The sequence below is a fragment of the Brevundimonas sp. FV1ye28 genome, from assembly GCF_058681135.1.
Genome location: NZ_CM178731.1, coordinates 2,732,501 through 2,757,427, shown reverse-complemented (window position 1 = coordinate 2,757,427; position 24,927 = coordinate 2,732,501). Strand labels below are relative to the sequence as shown.

Annotated in this window: 17 protein-coding genes, 3 tRNA genes and 2 rRNA genes; 13 read left to right on the top strand and 9 right to left on the bottom strand. The window is 65.6% G+C overall.

Annotated features, from left to right (window positions below; translation table 11 throughout):
* Positions 1–87 precede the first annotated feature (87 nt).
* From hppD to ACW171_RS13530, 7 genes are all read left to right on the top strand, one after another.
* Positions 88–1,206, top strand: a complete 1,119-nt coding sequence (hppD, locus tag ACW171_RS13560) for a 4-hydroxyphenylpyruvate dioxygenase (protein WP_492093880.1) — start codon at positions 88–90, stop codon at positions 1,204–1,206.
* A 362-nt stretch (positions 1,207–1,568) separates the two neighbouring features.
* Positions 1,569–2,621 (top strand): isoaspartyl peptidase/L-asparaginase family protein, encoded by a 1,053-nt coding sequence (locus ACW171_RS13555; protein ID WP_492093879.1) that lies wholly within the window; start codon positions 1,569–1,571, stop codon positions 2,619–2,621.
* On the top strand, positions 2,618–2,977 hold the full coding sequence (locus tag ACW171_RS13550; RefSeq protein WP_492093878.1) for a hypothetical protein: 360 nt from the start codon (positions 2,618–2,620) through the stop codon (positions 2,975–2,977). Before ACW171_RS13555 ends, ACW171_RS13550 begins: the two co-directional genes overlap by 4 nt.
* Positions 2,978–2,988: 11 nt before the next feature.
* Entirely contained in the window at positions 2,989–3,249 is a 261-nt protein-coding gene (locus tag ACW171_RS13545) for a hypothetical protein (RefSeq protein WP_492093877.1), read from the top strand.
* Positions 3,250–3,360: 111 nt separating this feature from the next.
* Positions 3,361–4,176 (top strand): hypothetical protein, encoded by an 816-nt coding sequence (locus ACW171_RS13540; RefSeq protein WP_492093876.1) that lies wholly within the window; start codon positions 3,361–3,363, stop codon positions 4,174–4,176.
* 38 nt (positions 4,177–4,214) lie between these two features.
* Positions 4,215–5,222, top strand: a complete 1,008-nt coding sequence (locus ACW171_RS13535) for a fumarylacetoacetate hydrolase family protein (RefSeq protein ID WP_492093875.1) — start codon at positions 4,215–4,217, stop codon at positions 5,220–5,222.
* Between the two features lie 17 nt (positions 5,223–5,239).
* Positions 5,240–6,034, top strand: a complete 795-nt coding sequence (locus ACW171_RS13530; RefSeq protein WP_492093874.1) for an energy transducer TonB — start codon at positions 5,240–5,242, stop codon at positions 6,032–6,034.
* Here the strand turns inward: ACW171_RS13530 and ACW171_RS13525 are convergent.
* Together ACW171_RS13525 and ACW171_RS13520 are read right to left on the bottom strand one after the other, a co-directional pair.
* Positions 6,031–7,074, bottom strand: a complete 1,044-nt coding sequence (locus ACW171_RS13525; RefSeq protein ID WP_492093873.1) for an LLM class flavin-dependent oxidoreductase — start codon at positions 7,072–7,074, stop codon at positions 6,031–6,033. The two genes, ACW171_RS13530 and ACW171_RS13525, sit on opposite strands and share 4 nt — an antisense overlap.
* The gene (locus ACW171_RS13520; protein ID WP_492093872.1) at positions 7,071–8,024 is read right to left on the bottom strand and encodes an ATP-grasp domain-containing protein; all 954 of its coding nucleotides are present in this window, start codon (positions 8,022–8,024) and stop codon (positions 7,071–7,073) included. Before ACW171_RS13520 ends, ACW171_RS13525 begins: the two co-directional genes overlap by 4 nt.
* A 212-nt stretch (positions 8,025–8,236) precedes the next feature.
* Between ACW171_RS13520 and ACW171_RS13515 the strand changes: the two genes are divergently transcribed.
* Positions 8,237–8,321 (top strand) — tRNA-Leu (locus tag ACW171_RS13515).
* A 200-nt stretch (positions 8,322–8,521) separates the two neighbouring features.
* Here ACW171_RS13515 and ACW171_RS13510 read toward each other — a convergent pair.
* Entirely contained in the window at positions 8,522–9,889 is a 1,368-nt protein-coding gene (locus ACW171_RS13510) for a DUF6880 family protein (RefSeq protein ID WP_492093871.1), read from the bottom strand.
* A gap of 130 nt (positions 9,890–10,019) precedes the next feature.
* Between ACW171_RS13510 and ACW171_RS13505 the strand changes: the two genes are divergently transcribed.
* From ACW171_RS13505 to ACW171_RS13495, 3 genes are all read left to right on the top strand, one after another.
* Positions 10,020–10,340, top strand: coding sequence for a hypothetical protein (locus ACW171_RS13505; protein WP_492093870.1), 321 nt, complete (start codon positions 10,020–10,022; stop codon positions 10,338–10,340).
* A 76-nt stretch (positions 10,341–10,416) separates the two neighbouring features.
* Positions 10,417–11,667: a multidrug effflux MFS transporter gene (locus tag ACW171_RS13500; RefSeq protein WP_492093869.1), complete on the top strand. Its 1,251-nt coding sequence runs from the start codon at positions 10,417–10,419 to the stop codon at positions 11,665–11,667.
* Positions 11,668–11,736: 69 nt separating this feature from the next.
* Complete coding sequence (locus tag ACW171_RS13495) at positions 11,737–13,686, top strand: M1 family metallopeptidase (RefSeq protein WP_492093868.1); 1,950 nt, start codon at positions 11,737–11,739, stop codon at positions 13,684–13,686.
* A 27-nt stretch (positions 13,687–13,713) separates the two neighbouring features.
* Here ACW171_RS13495 and ACW171_RS13490 read toward each other — a convergent pair whose 3' ends face one another.
* Positions 13,714–14,145 carry a DUF488 domain-containing protein gene (locus ACW171_RS13490; RefSeq protein ID WP_492096633.1) on the bottom strand — a complete coding sequence of 144 codons (432 nt, stop codon included), beginning with the start codon at positions 14,143–14,145 and terminating at the stop codon, positions 13,714–13,716.
* 924 nt (positions 14,146–15,069) lie between these two features.
* Here ACW171_RS13490 and ACW171_RS13485 point away from each other — a divergent pair.
* Entirely contained in the window at positions 15,070–16,740 is a 1,671-nt protein-coding gene (locus ACW171_RS13485; RefSeq protein WP_492093867.1) for an amidohydrolase, read from the top strand.
* A 61-nt stretch (positions 16,741–16,801) separates the two neighbouring features.
* On the opposite strand, the gene ACW171_RS13480 is transcribed toward ACW171_RS13485, so the two are convergent.
* Together ACW171_RS13480 and ACW171_RS13475 are read right to left on the bottom strand one after the other, a co-directional pair.
* On the bottom strand, positions 16,802–19,456 hold the full coding sequence (locus ACW171_RS13480; protein WP_492093866.1) for a TonB-dependent receptor domain-containing protein: 2,655 nt from the start codon (positions 19,454–19,456) through the stop codon (positions 16,802–16,804).
* A gap of 82 nt (positions 19,457–19,538) precedes the next feature.
* Positions 19,539–21,056, bottom strand: coding sequence for a beta-helix domain-containing protein (locus ACW171_RS13475; RefSeq protein WP_492093865.1), 1,518 nt, complete (start codon positions 21,054–21,056; stop codon positions 19,539–19,541).
* Positions 21,057–21,344: 288 nt separating this feature from the next.
* Between ACW171_RS13475 and ACW171_RS13470 the strand changes: the two genes are divergently transcribed.
* Positions 21,345–21,418: transfer RNA gene (locus tag ACW171_RS13470), tRNA-Gly, on the top strand.
* Between the two features lie 224 nt (positions 21,419–21,642).
* Here the strand turns inward: ACW171_RS13470 and ACW171_RS13465 are convergent.
* The 3 genes from ACW171_RS13465 to ACW171_RS13455 all read right to left on the bottom strand — a co-directional run bounded on the left by ACW171_RS13465 (position 21,643) and on the right by ACW171_RS13455 (position 24,748).
* A tRNA-Met gene (locus tag ACW171_RS13465) sits at positions 21,643–21,719 on the bottom strand.
* Between the two features lie 60 nt (positions 21,720–21,779).
* Positions 21,780–21,894: ribosomal RNA gene (gene rrf / locus ACW171_RS13460) — 5S ribosomal RNA — on the bottom strand.
* A gap of 72 nt (positions 21,895–21,966) precedes the next feature.
* A 23S ribosomal RNA gene (locus ACW171_RS13455) occupies positions 21,967–24,748 on the bottom strand.
* Positions 24,749–24,927 lie beyond the last annotated feature (179 nt).

Genomic DNA, 24,927 nt, shown 5'->3' with positions numbered 1-24,927 from the left:
TCCGGCCGGGGTGACTAGGTTCCGCGCCAATCGACCAGGCCCTTTTGAGAAACACCGCCCGGTCCCGCCCATTGCAGGAGACGCCCCATGGACGACCTGACCACCCCGACTTCGCCCCTGACCGCCGACGCCGCCCTCCCCGTCTACGAGAACCCGCTGGGCGTCGACGGCTTTGAGTTCGTCGAATTCACCGGCCCCGACCCCCAGGCCATGATCCAGCAGATCGAGATCATGGGCTTCGTCCAGACCCACGTGAATCCGAAGAACGGCGTCGTCCGCATGAAGCAGGGCGACATCACCTTCCTGGTCCACACAAAGCCCGAGGGTCACGCCGGCGAGTTCGCCCGGGATCACGGCCCGTCCGCCAACGGCATGGCCTTCCGCGTGAATGACGCCAAGGCCGCCTATGACAGCGCTGTGGCGCGCGGCGCCCATCCGGCCGACATGCACAACGGCGGCGCGCTGGGCGACGGCGCCTATGTCCTGCGCGGCATCGGCGGGTCGCTGCTCTACATCATCGACGCCTATGGCGAGACCGGCTCCCTCTACGACAGCTGGGACGAGATCGAGGGCTGGGAAGAGGCCGAGCGCAAGAACAACGTCGGCCTGCACCTGCTCGACCACCTGACCCACAATGTGAAGCGCGGCCAGATGCGGACCTGGTCCGGCTTCTACGGCGACGTCTTCGCCTTCGAGGAGCAGAAGTATTTCGACATCAAGGGCAAGGCGACGGGCCTGTTTTCTCAGGCCATGATCGCGCCCGACCGCGCCATCCGCATCCCCCTGAACGAGAGCCAGGACGACAACTCCCAGATCGAGGAGTTCCTGCGTCGCTACAACGGCGAGGGCATCCAGCACATCGCACTGGCCACCGACGACATCTTCGCCACCGTCGAGGCGATGCGCGAACGCGGCGTCCAGTTCCAGGATACGATCGAGACCTATTTCGAACTGATCGACAAACGCCTGCCCAACCACGGGCATGACGTCGAACGCATGCGCAAGAACCGTATCCTGATCGACGGTTCGGACGAGGACGGCCTGCTGCTGCAGATCTTCACCCAGGACACCTTCGGCCCGATCTTCTTCGAGATCATCCAGAGGAAGGGCAACGAGGGCTTCGGCAACGGAAACTTCCAGGCCCTGTTCGATTCCATCGAGCTGGACCAGATCCGTCGCGGGGTCATCAAGGTCGACGCCAATTAAGGTCGCGCCTCCCTCCTGGCTGCCGTTCCTCGGCCCGCTCGTCGCGGCCGTGGTCGGCGGCCTGATCGGACAGTGGCTCCAGATGGGCTTCTGGCCCGTCCTGGCCGGTGCCCTGATCGGCGGCTTCGCCCCCATCGTCGCCTACCGCGTCTGGAAATGGTCGCACCACAAGCGGGAACCGTGACCCTGTCTCCTCCCTGTTCGCCGCTTGGCGAATGGGGAGGTGGCGGCGAGCCCTTGCGAGCCGACGGAGGGGTTCTTCGCGCACGCAGAAAGAGCCCCTCCGTCTCCTCCGCTTCGCTACGGATCCACCTCCCCATCGCTACGCGACAGGGAGGAGACGCGTTGATACGGTGCGTTCCATGAAACTGCTTCCCGCCCTCATCGCCGCGCTCGCCCTCGCCGCTCCGGCCGCCGCGCAGGATCGCCCGCAGTGGTCCTTCGCCATCCACGGGGGTGCGGGCGTCATCGAGCGTGCCAACCTGTCGCCCGAACAGGACGCCGCCTACCGCGCCGCCCTGACCCGGGCGCTCGAGGCCGGCGCCGAGGTCCTGCGCAGCGGCGGCGAGGCGCTCGACGCCGTCCAGGCCGCGATCCAGCTGATGGAGGACGATCCCCTGTTCAACGCCGGGCGCGGCGCGGTCTTCACCGCTGCGGGTCGCAACGAACTGGACGCCGCCGTCATGAACGGTTCGGACCTGACCGCGGGCGCCGTGGCGGGCCTGACCACCACCCGCCACCCCATCGCCGCCGCCCGCGCGGTGATGGAACGCTCGCCCCACGTCATGTTGATCGGCACGGGCGCCGACAGCTTCGCGGCCTCGCAGAACCTGGAACAGGTCGAGCCGTCCTACTTCTTCACCGAGCGCCGCTGGCAGGGGCTGGTCAAGTTCCTGACCGACAACAAGCTGCCCATCCCCGAGCGTCCGGCCGGAGCCCCCGCGGCCGGCATGGCTTCGCTGGAGCCCGCCCCGCCGCTGAACGAGCGCAAGTTCGGCACCGTCGGCGCCGTCGCCCTCGACAGCCAGGGTCACCTCGCGGCCGGCACCTCGACCGGCGGCACGACCGGCAAGCGCTGGGGCCGGGTCGGCGACGTGCCGGTCATCGGCGCCGGCACCTACGCCTCCAACCGTGACGGCTGCGCAGTCTCGGCCACCGGCGACGGCGAGTTCTACATCCGCGCCACAGTGGCCCGCGACATCTGCTCTCGCATCGCCGACGGCGCGACCGGCCAGGTGGCGGCCCAGGCCGAGGTCGACGACGCACTGTCGCTCGGCGGATCCGGCGGCGTCGTCGTCATGGACGCGGCCGGCGTCCCCGCCTTCGCCATGACCACCACCGGCATGTATCGCGGCCTGATCGGCCCCGACCGCGCTCCTTATGTCGCCATCTACGGCGACGAACCCCGGCCGTGAACTCGCCCTCTAAATCAGAGGGCGACCAAGACTACGAAACCGTTCTTGTGCGTCAGGATCGATGGAACCTGCGCGTCTGGTTGGTCGGCGTGGTCATTCTCGGACTGGTCGCGTCGTCCTGGTTCGACGCGCTGTGGGCTTTGTTCACGATCGTCCCGCTGATGGTTCTCAATACCGTAGTTCACGCTTGGCAAGCTCGTCGAACGATCAGGATGGGGTATTTCCTGAGGGGCAAGGCGATGGCGAGCGGCGTCTGGTTGATGCTGGCCGTCACTACGGCATTGACTGCGGTTTTCTGGGTTCAGGTCCGATACGGCTTGTGGTTCACCCAGTACTTTCGAGAGGGATATCACTGAGTGAGCGCGTCATGAGCCCAACCGACGAACTGACCCAGATGGCCCAGGAGGAGCTCAACTCCGCCTGTTCACTGACCTGGCCCGAGCTGAAGCGGATCACCCCCTGGGGCGATAGCTTCGAGGGCTTCGCCCCGTCCGGCCGCACGGTCGAGGTGGAACGCCGCTACCTCTGGGCGCTCGATCCCGAGGGCGCGATCATCGTCGAGGTCGAGGTCCGCGACGCCGCCGCCCGCGAGGGCGTCGAGGCCCGCGCCATCCTGCACGCGCCCTGAAGCCCGCCCGGAACCCACAAGCTTCACATTTCGTCGTTAACCTTTTCCGTGGTCAGGCGTTCGCCGCTGCGTCATGATCGCACGACGTTCGGCGACCACGGGGAGATCGGCATGTATCCATCGGATTTCGAAGCGGCGGACACGATCGTCACCCGGATCGACGAACCCCTGTTCCTGGGCCTGCCGCCCCTGCTGGCGCTGGTCTTCTTCCTGCTTTTGCTGGCCCTCGCGGCCGGCATGTTCTTCCTCGGCCGCTGGCACGCTGATCAGACCGGGGGCACCGACGCCGACAAGGCGCCGGGCGAGATCTACGCCGTCATCCGCCGCTACGCCGCCGACGCCCGTTCGGCCGGCAGCAACGAGCTGAGGCAGAAGGCCGAGGTGCTTGAGCGCAAGATCGACGAATACCTGGGCCCCGTCATCGTCATCGGCAAGGAGCTGGCCGGCCTGACCAAGGCGCTGAAACAGGCGGGCGAGGGCAAGATCGATGAACCCGCCAAACCCGAGCCAAGGCCCGAGCCCCGTCCGGAGGCCAAGTCCTGCGGATGCGGCGGCGATGGCACACCCAGGGGCTGCGTGTGCGGCGGCCGCGTCGCCCAGCCGGTCTCGATCAATCAGGTCTATATCGGCGGCCTGCCCCTCGCCACGCCGACCACCGACGGCTGCCACGACACCCGCACCCACTGCGATCCGCCTTCGGACAAGGGCGGCGACAAGCCCGCTCCACCCAAGACGGTGAAGCGCGACATGACCCATGCGGAACAGATCGACCATCTCGACAAGGCCGTCCGCGCCTTCAACGACTATTGGCTGAACAAGGACGGACGGGTCGCGGAACTGAAGGCCGCGCAACGCGCCCTGAACCGCCGACCGTCGTCCGGCGACCTCTCCGGCGGGCACGGCCACAGCGTCGGCGGCCACCACTGACGGTTTGCAGGCGACGAGAAAACGCCTAGCCTGACCTCATGAAACTCGCCTCGCTCAAGCACGGCCGCGATGGTCGCCTCGTGGTCGTCTCCTCGGATCTCGCCTGGTTCACCGACGCCTTCCTGATCGCCCCGACGCTTCAGGCCGCGCTGGACGACTGGGAACACACGGAACCCAGGCTTCGCGCCCTGGCCGAGAGCCTCGACCACGAGGCCGTGCCGCGCGGTCGCTTCCACGAACGCGACGCCGCCGCCCCCCTGCCCCGCGCCTATCAGTGGGCGGACGGTTCGGCCTATGTGAACCACGTCGAACTGGTGCGTAAGGCGCGCGGCGCCGAGATGCCCGCCAGCTTCTGGACCGATCCCCTGATGTACCAGGGCGGCTCCGACCACTTCATGGGCGCCCGCGACCCGATTCCCCTGGCCGACGAATCCTGGGGCTGCGACCTCGAGGCCGAGATCGTCGTCGTCACCGGCGACGTGCCCCAGGGCGTGACCCCGGAAGAAGCGCGCGGCCATATCCGGCTGGTCGGCCTGGTCAACGACGTGAGCTTGCGCAACCTGATCCCCGGCGAACTGGGCAAGGGCTTCGGCTTCGTCCAGTCCAAGCCCGCCTCGACCCTGTCGCCCGTCTTCGTCACCCCCGATGCGCTGGGCGATCGCTGGAAGGACGGCAAACTGTCCGGCGCCCTTTCGGTCCAGCTCAACGGCCAGGACTTCGGCAGCGCCGATGCCGGCGTCGACATGACCTTCGACTTCGGCGTCCTGATCGCCCACCTGGCCAAGACCCGCAGCCTGGTCGCCGGCACCATCGTCGGATCGGGCACGGTCTCCAACAAGGGCGCCGACGGCGGCCCGGGCAAGCCGGTCTCCGAAGGCGGCCTCGGCTATTCCTGCATCGCCGAGATCCGCACGGTCGAGACGATCACCACCGGCGCGGCCGTGACCCCCTTCCTGAAGCACGGCGACACCGTCCGCATCGAGATGCTGAACGACAAGCACCACTCCATCTTCGGCGCCATCGAACAGGTCGTTCAGCCGGCCTGATCCTTCCAGACGAGAGTATGCGTATGCGTCTTCGAGCCCTCGCCTCCATCGCCCTGATCGCGGGCGCCGGTTCCGCCCTGGCCCAGGATGTCGCCGAGGACGACTGGGAGGTCATCCGTCAGCCGGAACGCAAGACCGTCTTCGCCTACATCCCGACCTCGACGGGCCTGACCATCGGCTTCCGCTGCGTGGACGGGGCCTATGGAGCCATCATCGGCGGCCTGCCCGAGGCGCCGCGCAACGCCCGCATCCGCACCCTGCAGATTTCGGACAAGAAGGGTGAACTCCACGGCTGGAACTGGAGCGTGACAACGGATCGCACCGTCGGCCTGGCCGACTATCCCGCCAGCCTGGCCCGCGGACTTCGCGACGGCGGACCCGTCAGCATCGTCATCCCCGGGGGCGCAGGCGAAGGCCGGAATCTGCGCCACGATCTGACCCTGCCCGCTTCGTCCGCCGCCATCGACGAGACCCTGACCGCCTGCGGCCGTCCCACCGAGGATCCACGCGACGACCTCCTGCCCGAGATCGCCGAGAACGGCCTGCCGCCAGGCGTGACCTGGTCGCGCCCGCCCCGGCCCACCTATCCCAGCACCAACTATGCCGAGGGTTTCGCGGTCGTCAGCTGCGTCGTCCAGCCGGACGGCGCGGTGGCCCAGTGCCAGGTCGAATCCGAACACCCTGCCGACGGCCGCTTCGGCCGCAACGCCCTTCGCGCCACCAATGACGCCCGCATCGTCAGCCCCGGCGAGACCCTGGGTCAGTATGCGCCCCGGATCATCGGCTTCCGCGTCAACTATCGGATGCGTTAGTTCGGGCGGATCACCTGGGCCGAAAACCGCTCCATCTCTTCTTCCTGCGGCGACATCTGCAGCAGGACCAGATCCAGGCCGGCCGCCTCGAACTCTTCCATCCGGGCGCGGATGCTCTCGGGCGTGCCGGCGAACCCGGGGCGCAGGCCCCGGTTCGAGACGCTGTATTCGCGGATCTTCAGCTCCCGCTCCAGCTCGGTCCCCGACAGCCACTGATCGAAGTTGGCGAACCCGGCGGGCGGCGTTCCCTCGGCCAGGCCGGGGATGGTCGTGATCCGCTCCAGTTCGCGCGCGGCCTCCGCCTCGGTGTCGCGCACGATCGCATAGCCGGCCATGCCGTACTGCATCGGCGGCAGGCCCGAGGCTTCGCGGCGCTCGCGCATGTCGGCGATCTTGGCCGCGATATGCTCGGGCTCGTCGCCGTGCATGACATAGGCGTCGCAGTGTTTGGCGATCAGGGTCTTGGCCGCCTCTGATTCACCACCGGCATAGATGACCGGGCGCGGGCGGTCCGGCGTCGAGGTCGGCTTGGGCTCCACGATGGCGTCGCTCAGGGTGTAGTATTTCCCCTCGAAATCGACCCGCTTCTCCGTCCACAGACGATCCAGCACCTGCAGCCATTCGGTCGTCCGCGCATAGCGGTCGTCATGCTGGTCGAACTGCAGGCCATAGCTCTCCGCCTCCTTGGCCCACCAGGACGAGACGACGTTCAGCGCCAGACGCCCGCCGGAGATCTGGTCGATGTTGGCCGCCTTCTTGGCGAACAGGGCCGGCTGGTGGAAGTTCGGACGCACCGCGACCATCAGCTCGATCGTCTCGGTCACCGCCGCCAGCGCCGCCGCCGTCGACCAGGCGTCAAGGGCCGGCGCCTCGATCCCCTTGATGTCGTTCAGGTTCAGCTCGGCGATCAGGGTCAGGTCATAGCCCAGGGCCTCCGACCGCTTGACCAGCCGCGACGCATTCTCCCACGAGGCCTCGCGCTCGTCGGCGATGTTGCGCAGCCATCCGCCGAAGACCGGCGCCCAGTATCCGTACCTCATGCGGCGATCCCCTCAGCACGCTTAGATTTTTCTTCGGCGACGATGCCCTTCAGCCACGCGACCAGATCGTCGTGCGGGTCGAAGCCCAGCACCTCGACCGGCTTGGCGACGAAGTTGGACAGGCCGTTGATGTCGTAGAACAGGACCGATCCGTCCCGGTCGTCGATCAGATACTCGACGCCCCCGACCTCCAGCTCGCTCGCGACGGCCAGCCGCTCGACCGCCTCGATGATCTCCGGGCTCGGCGTCGTCCTGGTCATCGTCAAGGTCGGCGCCCCCGGCCGCACCAGGCACGCGTCGGCTGGGCACAGGTCGAAGGCGTCGCCCGGGCTCTCGATGTCGATGGCGTAGAGATATTTGCCGTTCAGCGTCTCGACGCGGGTGATCTTGCCGTCCCGACGCGGCGCATATTCCTGGATCAGGGAGATGCCGTTGACCCCGACCGGGCACCATTTCTCGCCGGCCGCCTCGGCCAGTTTCTCGGCGTCCTCATAGCGGGTGATGCCGGCCCCGGCCCCGCCGATGTCTGCCTTGACCAGCACCGGATAGCGCAGCCCCTCGGCCGCGCCCGGAATGTCGGCCTGCCGGTGGGCCACCCGCGTCGCCGGCCCCCTCAGGCCCAGCCGCGCGATCAGCGACATCTGCCGCGCCTTGGAGGTGTCGATATTCAGCGCCGAGGCGTTGACCACCCGCGTCCCCTGCCCCTGCCAGTGCTCGAACAGGCTCTGGGCATAGAAGATCGGATGCTCCGGGTCCCGCAGGAAGGACGACATCGCCACGCGCGAGAACACCACCGTCCCCGGCGCCGGCGACCCGGCCGGATCGAAGGTGCTCCCGGCCAGCGGGACCTTCACATAGCTGACCCCGTGCCGATCCAGCGCCGCGAACAGCGGCTCGAACCATTCGGGATGCTCATAGACGATGGCGAGGTCGGGAAGCGTGTCAGTCATGGCGAGGGATGTGCGTTACACCACGATGGAACGCAAGGGGCGGACCTGAAGAATCCCTCCGCCTCTCAGTCCATCCCGGCAAAGGCCGAGATCCAGATCACGAACACCGACGCTGGGAATGGATCTCGCCCCCTGCCCTCTAAGAGGCCCGCGAAAAAATCCTGACCCAAGTAGCGCGACGCGCGATACCCCACTAAGAAGTCCGTCCGCAGGCCCCTGTGGTGGAATTGGTAGACGCGCCGGATTCAAAATCCGGTTCCGCGAGGAGTGTCGGTTCGAGTCCGACCGGGGGCACCATCTTCGACCGCGTCTGCGCGGCGCCCCCCAAATTCCTAAGTGTCTGTTTTCAGACAAAAACCGTTCAGGTGCCATTCACCGAACAAAGTTCAAACAGGGCGTGTCGCATCTGTAGGGCGTTACAGAATATAGGCGGCAGGCGGCCCGGATTCTTTTGGAGAACGAGGCATCTGGGCCGCCAGGCGGCTGCCTGTCGGCGTCTAGCGCCACCCGCGTCTCGCCGGCCGCCCCGCCTCTTCCAGCCCCAGCAGAAACCCGTCCTGGCCGTCGTCGCCGATCTGCTCCGCCAGCGCCTGCGCCTGCTGCACCAGTTGCTGCACCTCGTCCCCGCCCGCCCCCAGCGCCAGCCGCGTGAGCGCCAGGGCCCGCGCCCGGATCAGAACCAGGGCCGCCGACGGATTGCGCCCCTCCAGCCGTGACGCCCACAGCGGCACCTCGTCCGCCGAACCGCGCAGCTCCCCCGCCCGCGCCACAACCATCTCCCCCGCTTCGCGCAGCGCCGGCCAGTTCATCAGGAACCTCAGACCCGCCGTCGCATCCGCGTAGGCCGCCGCATGGGCGAAGGCGCGGTCTAGGGCGATGACGTCCTCGAAGTCCGGCAGCTTGGCGATCTCGGCCCGCAGCGGAGCCTCGGCCAGGGTCCTTTCGAACAGCATCCAGCGGGCGTCCGACGCCCCCTTCGCATCCCCTTCGGCCTCCAGCACCGCGACCTCGGCAGTCAGCCAGCTCTCGGGCGGAGGCGGCGGGGGTTCCGGATCGCGCCGACCCCAGCGGGTCGCCTCTTTCACCACAGGCCGCGAGGCCTCCAGCGCCGCCCGCGCCTCGCCCGCCCGCCCGGCCTCGGCCAGCCTGCGTGCGACTTCGGCGCCGATCTCGGGCTTCACCCGATCCTCGTCCGGCAGGGAGGCGACCCAGGCATCCAGATCCCCAGACCGGTCCGCGAGCTTCCTCACCACCAGCGCCAACCGCCCCGTGGCCTTCGGCCTGCCCTCCGTCAGCCCCGTCAGCACCGCTCGCGCCAGGTCCGGCTCCATCGCCGCCGCCCCGCGACCGACCCAGGAGGCCCATTCCGACAGCCGCGTGCTCACCGCCTCGATCAGGACCGGCGCCGCAACCTCCGCCCCCGCCAGCGCCCCGACCGCCGCCAGATCGGCCGAGGCCGCATCGAACATCGTCGCCAGCTCGCCCTTGGGATCCTTCACTCGCGCCGACAGCCCCGGATAGAGGTCGAACCAGGCGACCAGCCGGTCCAGCCCCAGTCGGGCGTCCATCACCGCCAGCTTGTCAACGATGATCCGCCGCACCGTCCAGAGATCGGAGATCAGCTCCGGCCGCTTTCTCCACGACACCTTGGCCCGGCTGGCCGCCAGGGTGTTCAGCCGCTTGTCGATTTCGAGCGCAAGATCCGCCGCCCCGACCTCGGCCGCCAGTTCCATCCGCAGCCGCCGTTTCCAGCCGGCGTCTTCGCCCGCCATCTCCATCAGCAGCTCGGCCAGCCGCGCATCCCCCAACGCCTTCAGGTTCGCCGTCGACAGGGTCTTCTTCGCCGTCGCCGGTCGCTTGGCCATGGGTCGCCTTTTGTTCGTTTCCGTAGTGTGCCGAACGACACACCGGCGCGATAGGTCCGGCGCACATCCTCGCCATTGGGAACGCACCCGTTCGTTGAACATTTGTAAATCAGTTCAAAAGGCCAGTTCCATGATCGCCATCACCGTCGCCCTCGCCCTGTTTGCCGATCCCAGCGTCGGCGCCCCGTCGCTGACGCGGGCCGTGTTCAAGACCGAACCGACGCCGGTCGCCGCGACGGTTCCTGCGCCCGCGCCGATGCTTCAGAGCGTGGCCGTGACCCTGGAGTGCACGGCCTTTGCCGACGGTCGCGTCGGCGACTGCACCGTGATGGAGGAAACCCATCCCGGCATGGGCTTCGGCGACGCCGCCATCGCCCTGATGGCCGACGCCACGACGGACCGGTCGGCGGCCGATCACAGGTTCGCCCGCACCATCCAGTTCATGCCGTAGGACGGCCATCTCGCAGTTGCGAAAAGTTACGGGCTGAACGGTTGCGACACGCCGCCGCAGCGCGCATCTGCACCGGATGACCTCCCCCAGCGCAGCCGCCCCCGCCGCAAAGGGCCCGGGATTTCCCGAGTTCGTCTGCATGATCGCCCTAATGATGGCGCTCAATGCGCTGGCCATCGATTCCATGCTTCCGGCCCTGCCCGACATCGGCAATGCCCTGGGCGTCGCCAACGAGAACAGCCGTCAGTGGGTCATCACCGCCTACCTCCTCGGCTTCGGCGCCATGCAGATCGTCTATGGCCCCCTCTCCGATCGCTATGGCAGGAAGCCCGTCCTGATGATCGGGGTCGGCATCTATGTCGTCTTCAGCCTCGTCGCCGCCCTCGCCACCACCTTCGACATGCTGATCCTGGCCCGCGTGGGACAGGGCCTGGGTTCGGCGGCGACCCGCGTGCTGGCCGTCTCCATCGTGCGCGACCGGTTCTCCGGCCGGACCATGGCGCGGGTCATGAGCCTCAGCTTCCTGGTCTTCCTCGGCGTGCCGATCATCGCCCCGTCTCTGGGTCAGGCGATCCTGCTGGTCGCGCCGTGGGAGGCGATCTTCGGCGTCCTCGCCTTTGCCGGGGTCGCCCTGATGATCTGGACGGGCGTTCGTCTGCCCGAGACCCTGCACCCGGACGACCGCCTGCCGATCCAGGCCAGGCGCATCGCCCTGGCCTTCAAGGAGGCCGTCACCAACCGCATCTCCATCGGCTACACCCTGGCCATGACGATGATCACGGGCGCTCTGTTCGCCTTCATCAACTCGTCGCAACAGATCTTCTTCGACGTGTTCGAGGCCCCGGCCCTGTTCACCACCGTCTTCGCCCTGATCGCCGGCGGCATCGCAATCGCCTCCATCGTCAACGCCAAGCTGGTGGAGAAGCTGGGTTCGCGCATGATCGGCCACACGGCGCTTCTGGGCTTCATCACCTTCGGCGCCATCCACCTGCTGGTCGCGGCCAGCGGCCACGAGACCCTCTGGACCTTCGCCGTCCTGCAGTGCCTCACCATGTTCTGCTTCGGCCTACTGGCGGGTAATTTCGGAGCCATGGCCATGGAGCCCATGGGCCATATCGCCGGCACCGCTTCCTCGGCCCAGGGCTTCATCTCGACCATCATCGGCTCCTTGATCGGCTTCGCCATCGGCCAGTCGTTCAACGGCACGGTCGTGCCTATGACCCTGGGCATCACCGGCTGCGGCGTCGCCGCCCTGATGTTCGTCCTCTTGGCCGAGCGCGGCCGGCTGTTCGTGGCGAGGAACACCGCTCCGGCCCCCGCCGAATAGGATGCGGGGGTTGATCTCGCGACGCTTTCGGGGCTCCCTCCGCCCCGAAACGTTTCGGAGTACGCCTCGATGTCCCGCGCCCGCCTCGCCGTCATGGCCTCGACCCTCGCCCTCCTCGCCGCCTGCGGCCAGGGCGACGTGAAGTCAGACATGCCGCCCCTGCCCGCCTCCGCCTCGGCCCCTGTGACCTATGAGCGGGACGTCCATTCCTACGCCCAGCCCCAGGTCGCGCGCGTCAAGCACGTCGACCTCGACCTGACCGCCGACTTCGCCACCCGGACCCTGTCGGGCACGGCGACCCTCGACGTCACCGGCGAGCCCGGCGCGACCCAGGTCATCCTCGACGTCCGCAACCTGGAGATTCGCTCCGTCGCCGATGCCAAGGGCAATGCGCTGCAGTTCGCACTCGGCGCCGACGACCCGATCAAGGGCCAGTCACTGACCGTCACCACCCCCGCCTTCGAGGCCGGTGTGGTTCAGAAGATCGTCGTCACCTATTCCACCCGTCCCGACGCCGCCGCCCTCCAGTGGCTGACCCCGGCCCAGACGGCGGGGGGTCAGCAGCCCTTCCTCTTCTCCCAGGGCCAGGCCATCCTGACCCGCACCTGGGTCCCGACCCAGGACAGCCCCGGCATCCGCCAGACCTATTCGGCCACGATCACGGTGCCCGAGGCCCTGACCGCCGTCATGTCCGCCGAGATGCTGACGCCCGACAGCGAGCCCGCCGCCGAGGGGACCCACGCCTACCGCTTCCGCATGACCAATCCGGTTCCGCCCTATCTGATCGCGCTCGCGGTCGGCGACCTGGAGTTCGCGTCCGTGGGCGAGGGCGTCGGCGTCTGGACCGAGCCCAGCCGTCTCGAGGCCGCCCGTAACGAGTTCTCGGAAATGCGCCGGCTGGTCGACGCGGCCGAGGCTCTCTACGGCCCCTATGCCTGGGGTCGCTACGACCTCTTGATCCTTCCGCCCTCCTTCCCGTTCGGCGGGATGGAGAACCCGCGCCTGACCTTCGCCACCCCCACCGTGGTCGCGGGCGACAAGTCGCTGGTGTCTTTGGTCGCCCACGAACTGGCCCACTCCTGGTCGGGCAACCTCGTTACCAACGCCACCTGGGCGGACTTCTGGCTCAACGAGGGCTTCACCGTCTATTTCGAGAACCGCATCATGGAGGCGGTCTACGGCAAGGAGCGCGCCGACATGCTTCAGGTCCTCGGCTGGAACGACCTTCAGTCGTCGCTGACCGACCTGCCGCCGCTCGACACCCGCCTGCACCTCGACCTCGAAGGCCGCGATCCCGACGAGGGCCTGACCGACATCGCCTATGAGAAGGGTGCCGCCTTCCTGCGCACCATCGAGCGGCATGTCGGGCGCGAGCGTTTCGACGCCTGGCTGAAGGGCTATTTCGAGCGCAACGCCTTCCGGCCCATGAATGCCCAGGGCTTCCTGACGGACATCCGCGCCAACCTGATCGGCGACGACCCGGCGCTGGAGCGCCAGTTGCAGCTCGACAACTGGATCTATCAGCCCGGCCTGCCGTCCAACGCGGTCGCCCCGACCTCGACCAAACTGGCGGCCGTCGACACCGCCGCCGACGCCTATTTCGTCGCCAAGGGCCCCGCCTCGGCCATTCCCTGGGCCGGCTGGTCGACCCAGGAGCGCCAGCATTTCCTCGATTGGCGACCCGAGGGTGCCGCCGCCAGCCGTCCGTGGCTGACAAACGCCCAGCTCGCCGATCTGGAAAACACCCTGAACCTGCGCAACGAGGGCAATGCGGAGGTCCTGTTCCAGTGGCTCCAGATCGCCATCGCCCACCGCTACCAGCCGGCCGTGCCGACGCTGGAGCGGTTCCTGACGTCCCAGGGCCGCCGCAAGTTCGTCCTGCCGCTGTTCACCTCGCTATGGGCTCAGGGCGACTGGGGCCGTCCGATCGCGACCCGCGTCTACGCCCAGGCACGGCCGGGCTACCACCCGGTGACAACGGGTTCAGTGGATGCCGTGGTCGGGGTTCCAAGTTCCTGAACCCTCTCCCGCCGGGAGAGGCATGGTTCAAAGATTCACCACCTCGAACCCGTCCTCGCTCGCCAGCCGCTCGGCCAGCACCGCGCGGTGACACCCCGCGTGGTCCGCCTCGAAACACAACATCGCCACACGCTTCTCGCCCGCCAGCGCCTTCAGCTGCGCGAGCTGCAGCTGCGACGCCGGTTCGGCCATGTGGTCGGCGAAGATTGCCCGCATCTCGCGGATATAGCCCTTCTTCGCCGCCTCCCGCCCCGCCTTGGGCGTGCCCAGCGCCCGCAGATGCAGATAGTCGATCCCCTCGGCCTTCAGGCTTTCGCCGAGAAGAGTCTTGGAAAACCCCGCCCGCCGCGACGCCGCTACGGCCCGCACATCGACCAGGGTCTCCACGCCGACGGCCTTCAGCCGGCCGATCACTTCCGACTGGGTCGCGCCTTCATATCCGATGGTGAACAGTTTCATGCCCCAGACATAGGAAACGCCCTCCCCCTGCGGGAGAGGGAGGCGGCGCACGGCGGCGAAGCCGTCGTCCTGGCGCGGGCAGGTGAGGGGTCGCACCCACTCTCTCTCTCACCGTGCACCCCGGCGAAGGCCGGGGTCCAGATGGAGGTCACCAAAGGTTCAGGCAGCACACCGACGCCTCATCCCGGCCGCCTGGGCGCTTGCTCTGGACCCCGGCCTTCGCCGGGGTGCACGGATAAGGGCGTCCAAGTTTGGCCAAACACACCCCAAATCCCCCAACGATTCCAACACCCCGAACTTTTAAGGCCCCTCCGAACTGGCGCCCTTCAAATCTCCCTTACAATGCTGACTGTCCCATCGCGTGGGGAAGGCGTCCTGGGCCCAGGACCCGGACGTGCGGTGGGGCGCGATCGAGCGGGAAACTGTATCGCTGCGGCGGCCGAGGACCCTGATCCGGCGATGACCTGGATCTGTGGAGGCACGAACCGGCGCTGATGCAGGACTGTCCATGGGGTGTAAAACCGTGGAGCCCGGAGGGACCTGAAAACCTCCGCCCGTCGCGGGCCGAGGTCGGACTGGGTTTAAGCGGCGAAAAGGTTCGGGGGTCGAAACTGACACCACCCCGGCAGGCTGCACGAAACCCTTCCCCGGCCGCTCGCGTGAACCGACCGCGACGGAGCCACGGCGCGAGCCGAAAATTCTAAACTCGGTCCCCGTAACGCGAAAGCAGGGGGCCATCTCGGTTCCGGGCGAACGCCCAGGCTCCGTCCACTTCCCCACAACTTCCGCCCGATGGGCAGGGAGGGATGACGCACGTCTGGAATCGGCTCCGCCCTCCCGAGGGAAAGGGCCAACGCGCCGCCTTGACGCCGGCCTCTCGATCCCCGCAACTCGCCGTCCGATTTCCGCCAGTCCGGTGACCTCATGCTTCGATCCCTCCTGACCGCCGCCGCCCTCGTCGCCCTCGCCCTTCCGGCTCAAGCCCAGGATCTCGTGATCCGGGGTGGAAAGATTTACACCGGAGTGGAGGGACAACCTCCTGCCCAAATGGTCATCGTCAGGGACGGGCGTATCGACTTCATCACTTGGGGAATGGACGCTCCACCGTCGCGAACTGAGGGACTCGAAGTCGTCGATCTCGACGGCGCGACCCTGTTCCCCGGCTTCACCGACGGCCACGCCCACCTCGACGGCGTCGGCTGGCGCGAACTGACCCTGAACCTCGAGGGCTCGACCTCGGTCGTCGACGCGATGGCCAAGCTGACCGCCTGGGCCGAGGCCCATCCCGACGGCCCCATCATCGGTCGCGGCTGGATCGAGACCCGCTGGCCCGAGAGCGCGAACGGCGCCCGCTTCCTGACCGCAGCCGATCTCGACGCCGCCGCCCCCGGCCGCATCGTCCTGCTCGAGCGCGCCGACGGTCACGCCATCACCGCCTCCACGGCCGCCCTCGCCGCTGCGAACATCGACGCCTCGACCGTCGCCCCCTCGGGCGGCGAGATCGCCAAGGGTGCGGACGGCCGACCCACCGGCTTCATCGTCGATGCGGCCATGTCCCTGCTCGCCCCGCTCATGCCCCAGGCCGACCCCGAGGCGAAGCGGAACGCCTACCGCGCCGGCTTCCAGGTCGAAGCTCGGTACGGCTGGACCGGCATCCACTTCATGAGCGCCCCCTGGTCCGACATCCCCTTGCTGGAACAGATGGCCGAGGCCGGCGAGGCGCCGCTGCGCGTCTACAACTCGGTCACCCCGGACGGGGGTGCCGCCCTCGTCGCCTCCGGCCCGCGCAGCGTCGCGGACGGCCGGATCATCACCCGCGCCATCAAATACTATGTCGACGGCGCCCTCGGTTCGCGCGGCGCCGCGCTTCACGCCCCCTACGCCGACGCGCCCCACACCTCGGGCCTGATGCAGACCAGCGGCGCCGAGATGATCCCGCTCTATGAGAACGCCCTGCGCGCCGGCATCCAGGTCGCCACCCACGCCATCGGCGACCGGGGCAATACCGAGGTTCTCGACTGGTACCGCGGCGCCCTCGCCGCCGTCCCCGTCGACCAGCGCGGCCTCGCCGATCCCCGCTGGCGCATCGAGCACGCCCAGATCCTGCGCCCCTCGGACGAGGCCACATTCCGCGACCTGGCCGTCATCGCCTCCATGCAGCCCAGCCACGCCATCGGTGACTTCCACTTCGCCTCCGCCCGGCTCGGCGACGCCCGCCTCGACGGCGCCTATGCCTGGCACAGCCTGGTCGATCTCGGCGTCGTGGTGGTCGGCGGCTCCGACGCCCCGGTCGAGCGCGGCGATCCCCTGATCGAGTTCTACGCCGCCGTCGCCCGCCGCGACCTCGAAGGCTTCCAGGGCCCCGACTGGCGTCCGGACGAGGCCGTCGATCGCGCCACGGCCCTGAAGATGTTCACCCTCTGGCCCGCCTACGCCTCCTTCCGCGAGGCCGAACTCGGCACGATCGAGGTCGGCAAACGCGCCGACTTCACCGCCTTCGACATCGACCTGATGACCGTTCCGGAAGCCGACATCCCCAAGGGCCAGGCGGTGCTGACGGTGGTGGACGGCGAGGTGGTCTATCGCGCGGACTGAACGGAAAAGGGCCGCCCACCTCGCGGTGGACGGCCCTGGTCTTTGAAACCGTAAACCCTCTTTAGAAGCGGGCGGTCAGGCTGACCGAGGCGCTGGAGCCCAGGTCGTAGTTGTTGATCCGGACCTTGTTGCCCAGTTCCTGGTACTCGTCGAAGTCCGTTCCCAGCAGGTTGCGAAGCTCGACGGCGAAGCCCAGGTCCTTGCCCATCGCGGTGAAGTCCTTGCGATAGACGAGGTCGAGGAAGACGCCGGGTTCCTGGATGTAGTCGGGCTCGCGGCTTCCCGCGACGCCGGCGCCGCGGGCGGTGATCCGCTCGGACACATAGTTGACGATGATGGTCGCCTGCGAGCGCGCCATGTCGTCTTCCCAACCCAGTTGCAGGTTGGCGACGTGCTCCGACTGACCTTGCAGGCGGCTACCGTCGGTGATGAAGAAGGCCGCGCTCTCCGGGGTCCCCGCTCCGCCCAGGGTCAGGACGGTGTCGCTAGCTTCAACCGATACCTCGGACTTCGAGTAGGTGTAGTTCGCCTGCACCAGCCAGCGCTTGTTGGCGATGAAGGACATGCCGTTGTCGGGGTACTCGAAGTATTTCTTGGCCTCGACCTCGGCGCCGAAGATGGTCGCCTGGGGTGCGTTCAGGAACGACTGCTGGCGCTGGTTTCCGACGTCGACGATGACGGCTTCGACCGGCTTGTCCAGGTCCTTGTAGAAGACGCCGGCGGTGATGAACTGCTGGCGGGCGAAGAACCACTCCCACCGGGCGTCGAGGTTCAGGATCTCGGTGTCCACCAGGAAGGGGTTGCCGATGAAGGTCCGGTCGCTTTCCGGGTCCGTGTAGGACTGCGGAGCCAGTTCGCGGAACTGCGGACGACCGATGGTCTGGGAGGCGCCGACACGCAGTTGCATGTCCTCGGCGAAGTTCCAGGTCAGGGTGCCGGCGGGCAGGTAGTACTGTTCTTCGAGGCTGGTCGACTGGAAGGTGGTCGAGCCACCGAACAGGTCGCGCGGCGTCACGGTCTGCTCCGCGTCCTCGAAGCGGACCCCGGCGGTCAGGTTGACCAGTGGAAGGATCTCCGCCTCGACCTGGCCGTAGACCGCGTTGACGACCAGTTCGGCGTCATAGGCCGCGGCACCGTTGGATCCGGTGATCTCGTTGATCTGCAGGACATTGTCGTTGATGTTGAAGTCGGAGAACAGGAAGTCGACCCGGCTCTCGGTCTGGTCAGGCGTCAGGCCGTTGGGCGAGATGAACCGCAGGTCGCGACGCTCGGAATCACGGGTGTTCTCGTACAGGGCAAAGCCCGCCGAGAAGACCGCCTCACGGTAGTCCGACAGCGGCAGGGTGTAGGACAGGTCGGCACCGCCCGAATAGACATCGTCGTTCAGTTCACTGAACGAGATCAGGTTGCGCTCGATGTCGTGGACGAAGTCGCCGCCGGCGTTCTGGCCGTAGCCGAAACGGGTCTCATAGGGGGCGTCACGCGAGGTGGTCGAGTAGTTGGCGCGCCAATCCAGGTTCCAGGCCCCGTCGGCGAAGGCGTGCTCGCCGGCCAGTTGGGTCGAGAACAGCTGACGCACGAACCATTCGGTGTAGTCGTCGCGCAGGATCGAACCGCCGGCGTCGAAGTCCGGCCCGACCCGCGAGCGGGCCTCCTTGGTCGTGTTGCGGACGTAAAGGTTCGTCCACTTGACCTCATGATCCATGCCCGACAGCGACAGGCCGCCGAGCAGGTTCAGCTGTACGTCATTCTGGGTCGAACCGTAGGCGTAGCTGGTCGAGGCGACGATGTCGGAACCCGAGAACTGGGCCTCTTCCTGGACGCCCGAACGGGTCTGCCAGCTGTTGTCATAGCCTCCGACCAGGATGACGCCGAGCGTTCCCAGCGACGTTTCGTTGGAGAAGCCGCCCGAGACCTCGAAGCTCACATCAACGGGGATTTCCTCGCTCTGCAACAGGCGCAAGGGAGCGTTCACGAGCGACTGACCGATGCGGCGCAGCTGCGTCGCGTCATAGTTCGGGCCGGCCTGGATCTGGTTGCCGGAGTTGAAGGCGAGCGCGAGCGGACCGGGAATGTCGCGAGTGTCGTCGTCGAAGCCGAGGAAGTCGGTGCGGCCGCCGTAGTAGATCAGACCCTCTTGGGCGGTGGTCTCGGTGTTGCCGCCGATGCCGGCCTGGAAGGTGAAGAAGGGATCCGCCGGGGCGTCGATGGTCCGAAGATCGATCACGCCACCGCCGAATTCGCCGGGATAGTTGACCGAGTAGGTCTTCTGCACCGTCACACCCTCGAGGATCGAGGACGGGAACAGATCCAGCGGCACGACACGCTGCAACGGCTCGGGGCTGGGCAGGGGCGAACCGTTCAGCAGTGCGGACGAGTAGCGCTCGCCCAGGCCACGCACGTAGATGAAGCGGCCCTCGACGATCGACAGGCCCGTCACTCGGGTCAAGGCGGCCGCGGCGTTGGAGTCGCCGGTCCGCTGCAGGTCTTCCGACGTCAGGAAGGCGGCGACCTCGGGACTTTCGCGGTTGGGTTCTGGAATGTAGCGGCCGAGCACGACGATCTCGTCGACCTGGGTGGTCTCATCGACCTGGGGAACGGCCTGCTCCGCCGGCGTCTGTTCGACGGGCGCGGTCTGAGCATGAGCCAGCGAAGGCGCGATAAGTGCGCTGCTGGCCAGGAGGACCCCTGTCAGGGTCAGGGAAAGCGTCTTCATGATCTGCGCCTCGAAGGGGTTCAAACGGAAAGCGGAAAGGTCGGCGGCGCCCCCTCACGGGGCCGCCGCCGTGCTTCCGTGATCAGCAGGTCGTGGAGTTCAGGCCGCAGGACCAACCGAGGTACCAGGTGTCGGCCGCGTTCTGGACCGCGCCGACGTAGGTCGTGGCGGTGAAGAAGGCGTACACGGCCGGAGCATTGACCGGGGTCACGGCGGTTTCGTTGGCGCCGTTGATGAAGGTCAGGATCTGGTTGGTCAGGGTGGCGCCCGAGGGAGCCGTCATCGTGTTCGTGCCGGCGGCGGTGTTTCCGGCGCTCGGAGCCTGGGCGAAGGTCGCCGTCGAGCGAGCGGCGTTGGACGCACGGTAGGAGACCGGGCAGGACATGAAGACCGACTGGAACACCGGCTGGCTGGTGGCCGTGTCAGCGTCGGCGATGTCCAGGCAGCCCGCGAGCGAGCCGGTCGCCGCGGTGAAGACCGAGTTGATGATGGTCGGATCGGTGCCGGTGTCGAAGTGGGCGACAGTGTGAGCGTCGGTCGGCGAAACCCGGCCGACAAGGGTGAAGTTGGCGATCTTTGGCTGCGAAACGTAGCGCGAAGCCAGCGGGGTCGCGGCCGGGGCGGCCGAGAACTCGAAACCGGCCGAACGGCTGGTCGAGTTCGGCGCACGCTGGGTCACGATGCCGAACTGGGCACCACCGCGCCAGCCGGTGTCCGTGTCCAGACCATCATCGTCTGCACCGGTGATGACCAGACGGCGTAGGTTGACGTTACCGCCGAAGATTTCGATGCCGTCGTCCGACGAGTTGTGGATCTGGACGAACTCGACCGTGGTTCCCGAACCGACGCCGGCCATGGTCAGGCCCTGCAGTTCGTTGCCGGTGGAGATTTCGAAGCCCGAGAACTTGATCTGGACGTAGCGAATGCGGCCCGAGTTATCGGTCGGAGTATTGCCGCCGTAGAAGGCCGAGGTGCCCTCGACCTGGCCGGTGCAGGTCACCGGAGCCGTCAGCTGGCAGTTGGCCTGCGGTGCGCGACCGGCGATCACGAGACCGCCCCACTGACCTTGCGAGGTCAGAGTAGTCGTACCTTCGACGTTCTGGCGGCTGGTGAAGATGATCGGGTTGGACGCGGTGCCCTCAGCGAAGATTTGCGAACCACGGTTGACGATCAGATAGTCCGAACCGCCCGAGGCGAACAGGCGAACGCCGGGCTCGATGTTCAGCTGGCCGCGGGCGCCCGAGGCAGCCGGAGCGGCGGGGTCGAGACCGAGGTCGACGCCGACCTGAGTGCGGCCCGCGATGGAGTAGATGGTGCCGGCGCGCAGCGGAACCGTCAGGTTACCGACGATCGTGGCCGGCAACTGGCAGGCGCGCAGCGTGCCATTGGCGACTAGGCCGACGTTGTCGAAGCCGGACGGGCAGTCAGCGGCGGGCGTACCGGGAGGGGTCGTTGGCGTCGTCGGCGTCGTCGGGGTGGTCGGAGTGGTCGGCCCCGTGCCGAAATCGCCTTCGCCAGGGGAAGCCACCTCAGCGGAGCCGCAGGCGGCCAGCGCCAGGACGGCCGTACCGGCCATTAGAACCTTGGTCAGACGAAGCATCGATATCCCCTCGGGTTTGAAATGGTCTGATCGCCGCGCGCCGTTCGACACAAGTTCAGCAATCCCGGGGCTCCCTTAGGAGGTCATTGTAAAGCTGAAATGACAGAAAATCGCCCGAATATTACAGTCCGTCTGGATACGGAGTTATATTCACACCAGAAGTCGGCCCGAATACTTTACGACGATTGGACAACAATGCTTCCGTCGCCGGACGGTTTGTCGCAAGAAGGCCATCCGACACTTGCCCCTTGAGCCGGCCCTGCTTTCCGCTAGGTTGCCTCCGGCTCTGCGGGCATGATGTAGTGGTAGCCTGGCAGCTTCCCAAGCTGCTCGTGCGGGTTCGATTCCCGCTGCCCGCTCCAATCCCTGCTTGGCGCGAGTTGGCTCGCAACGCCATCCGGTCGCTGATCGAGCAGATCGTGTTCATCCCGATCGAAGGCCTCGGCAAGTCCGAGTTTGATATCCAAGGTCACCCTGCGAGGTTGCTACGGATTTCTCGGTCGGTCGGAACTGAGTGCCAGACGCACAAAAGCCCCGCTGGGGGGCAGCGGGGCTTTTGCAGTGTCTCACCGGCGTGAGGTATTTTTGGGTGCGGGAGCAGGATTTGAACCTGCGACCTTCAGGTTATGAGCCTGACGAGCTACCGGGCTGCTCCATCCCGCGGCAAACGGTAGTGTGAAGGAAGATGTTCGAGAAGAGGTACAGTTGATATCCGCTTGGTAGACCCGGCGGCGACCTACTCTCCCATGCCTTGAGACATAGTACCATCGGCTCTGGAGGGCTTAACGACCGAGTTCGGGATGGGATCGGGTGGGGAACCTCCGACATAACCACCAGGTCAACCGAGCGGATATCAGACTGTGCGAGAAGACATTGTCGTATTCGAATATCGAATGAGTTTTGCTGAGAAACGATCAAGCCGATCGGATTATTAGTACCAGTAAGCTTCATGCGTCGCCGCACTTCCACACCTGGCCTATCAACGTGGTAGTCTTCCACGATCCTCAGCGAAGCCTTGTTTTGAGGTTAGTTTCCCGCTTAGATGCTTTCAGCGGTTATCTATTCCATACTTAGCTACCCTGCTGCACAGCTGGCGCCATGACAGGTACACCAGAGGTATGTCCATCCCGGTCCTCTCGTACTAGGGACAGATCCTCTCAAGCTTCGAACACCCACGGCAGATAGGGACCAAACTGTCTCACGACGTTCTGAACCCAGCTCACGTACCACTTTAATCGGCGAACAGCCGAACCCTTGGGACCTGCTCCAGCCCCAGGATGTGATGAGCCGACATCGAGGTGCCAAACTTTGCCGTCGATATGGACTCTTGGGCAAAATCAGCCTGTTATCCCTAGAGTACCTTTTATCCGTTGAGCGATGGCCCTTCCACGCGGGACCACCGGATCACTATGGCCGACTTTCGTCTCTGCTCGACTTGTCAGTCTCGCAGTCAGGCGGGCTTATGCCATTGCACTCGACGACCGATTTCCGACCGGTCTGAGCCCACCATCGCGCGCCTCCGTTACACTTTAGGAGGCGACCGCCCCAGTCAAACTACCCACCACGCCATGTCCCGGGACCGGATAACGGTCCTCGGTTAGACGTCAACGACAGTAAGGGTGGTATTTCAAGGATGGCTCCACCAGAGCTGGCGCCCCGGTTTCATAGCCTCCCACCTATCCTACACATACGGTCGCTAACGCCAAGGCGAAGCTATAGTAAAGGTTCATAGGGTCTTTCCGTCTGACCGCGGGAACCCCGCATCTTCACGGGGAATTCAATTTCACTGAGCCTATGCTGGAGACAGTGGGGAAGTCGTTACGCCATTCGTGCAGGTCGGAACTTACCCGACAAGGAATTTCGCTACCTTAGGACCGTTATAGTTACGGCCGCCGTTTACCTGGGCTTCAGTTCGACGCTTTCACATCTCCCTTTAACCTTCAGGCACCGGGCAGGCGTCAGACCCTATACGTCGCATTGCTGCTTCGCAGAGCCCTGTGTTTTTGCTAAACAGTCGCTACCCCCTGGCTTGTGCCACTCTGCAAAGGTTGCCCTAAGCAGAGTCACGCTTATTCCGAAGTTACGCGTGCAATTTGCCGAGTTCCTTCAGCATAGTTCTCTCAAACGCCTTGGTATGCTCTACCTGACCACCTGTGTCGGTTTCGGGTACGGTCTCTGCTGGAGTTATTTCCAGGGACAACTTCCCTGCCAGGACAATCCAATAAGCCCTGACAAGTTGCGCCATCCGTCACTTCCAGCTGGTGCAGGAATATTTACCTGCTTCCCATCGACTACGCTTTTCAGCCTCGCCTTAGGGGCCGACTAACCCTGCGCAGATTAGCTTTACGCAGGAACCCTTGGTCTTTCGGCGGGAGTGTCTCTCACACTCCTATCGTTACTCATGTCAGCATTCTCACTTCCGATACCTCCAGCCAGGCTCACGCCTGACCTTCACCGGCTTACGGAACGCTCCGCTACCGCTCACTTACGTGAACCCATATCTTCGGCGACTGGCTTGAGCCCCGTTACATTTTCCGCGCAGGATCGCTTGATCAGTGAGCTGTTACGCTTTCTTTAAAGGATGGCTGCTTCTAAGCCAACCTCCTGATTGTCAAAGCAATCCCACATCGTTTCCCACTTAGCCAGTACTTGGGGGCCTTAGATGATGGTTAGGGTTGTTTCCCTTTTCACGACGGACGTTAGCACCCGCCGTGTGTCTGCCCGATAGTTCTCTCAGGTATTCGGAGTTTGGTTAGTATTGGTACCGCTCGCGCAGCCCGCAACCATCCAGTGCTCTACCCCCTGAGGAATTCGTCGGACGCTCTACCTAAATAGATTTCGCGGAGAACCAGCTATGTCTAGGTTTGATTGGCCTTTCACCCCTATCCACAAGTCATCCCAGAATTTTTCAACATTCACGGGTTCGGCCCTCCAGTAAGTGTTACCTTACCTTCAGCCTGCTCATGGATAGATCACCTAGTTTCGGGTCGTCATACGTCGAACTTAGCGCCCTATTCAGACTCGCTTTCGCTGCGCCTACACCTAACGGCTTAAGCTTGCTCGACACATGAAGTCGCTGACCCATTATACAAAAGGTACGCCGTCACCTCGCTTGGAGGCTCCGACTGCTTGTAGGCTTCCGATTTCAGGATCTGTTTCACTCCCCTTGTCGGGGTGCTTTTCACCTTTCCCTCACGGTACTTGTTCACTATCGGTCGTAGAGGAGTACTTAGGCTTGGAGGGTGGTCCCCCCATGTTCAGACAGGATTTCACGTGTCCCGCCCTACTCGAGTCTTCTGCTGTTTGACGCCTACGGGGCTTTCACCCGCTATGGCCGACCTTTCCAGATCGTTCGGCTTTATGTCACAGAAGCACTGGCCTGGTCCCGGTTCGCTCGCCACTACTACGGGAGTCTCGGTTGATGTCCTTTCCTCCGGGTACTGAGATGTTTCAGTTCCCCGGGTTTGCTTAATGAACCCTATGTATTCAGGTCATTATACCTTTGAACGATCCGCCAATCCTCGCACCCCCGAAGGGGAGCAAAGTTGGAAGACCGTAAAGGTGGGTTTCCCCATTCGGAAATAACCGGATCAAAGGGTGCTAGCGCCTCCCCGGTTCTTATCGCAGCTTGCCACGTCCTTCATCGCCTCTCTACGCCAAGGCATCCGTCAGAAGCCCTTCAACGCTTGATCGTTTCTCAGCAAAACTCATGCAGGACTGATCCGACCGACTGGAAAGAAATGCCGGTGGGGTCCTGCCTGATATTTTGTCAGACAATGTCTTCTCTCGAACAGGTCCTCGAAGCCTATGAGGGGCCGGACCAATTCTTCCTTCACAATATCAATGCGTCAGCGCCGAAGCGTTGAAGCAA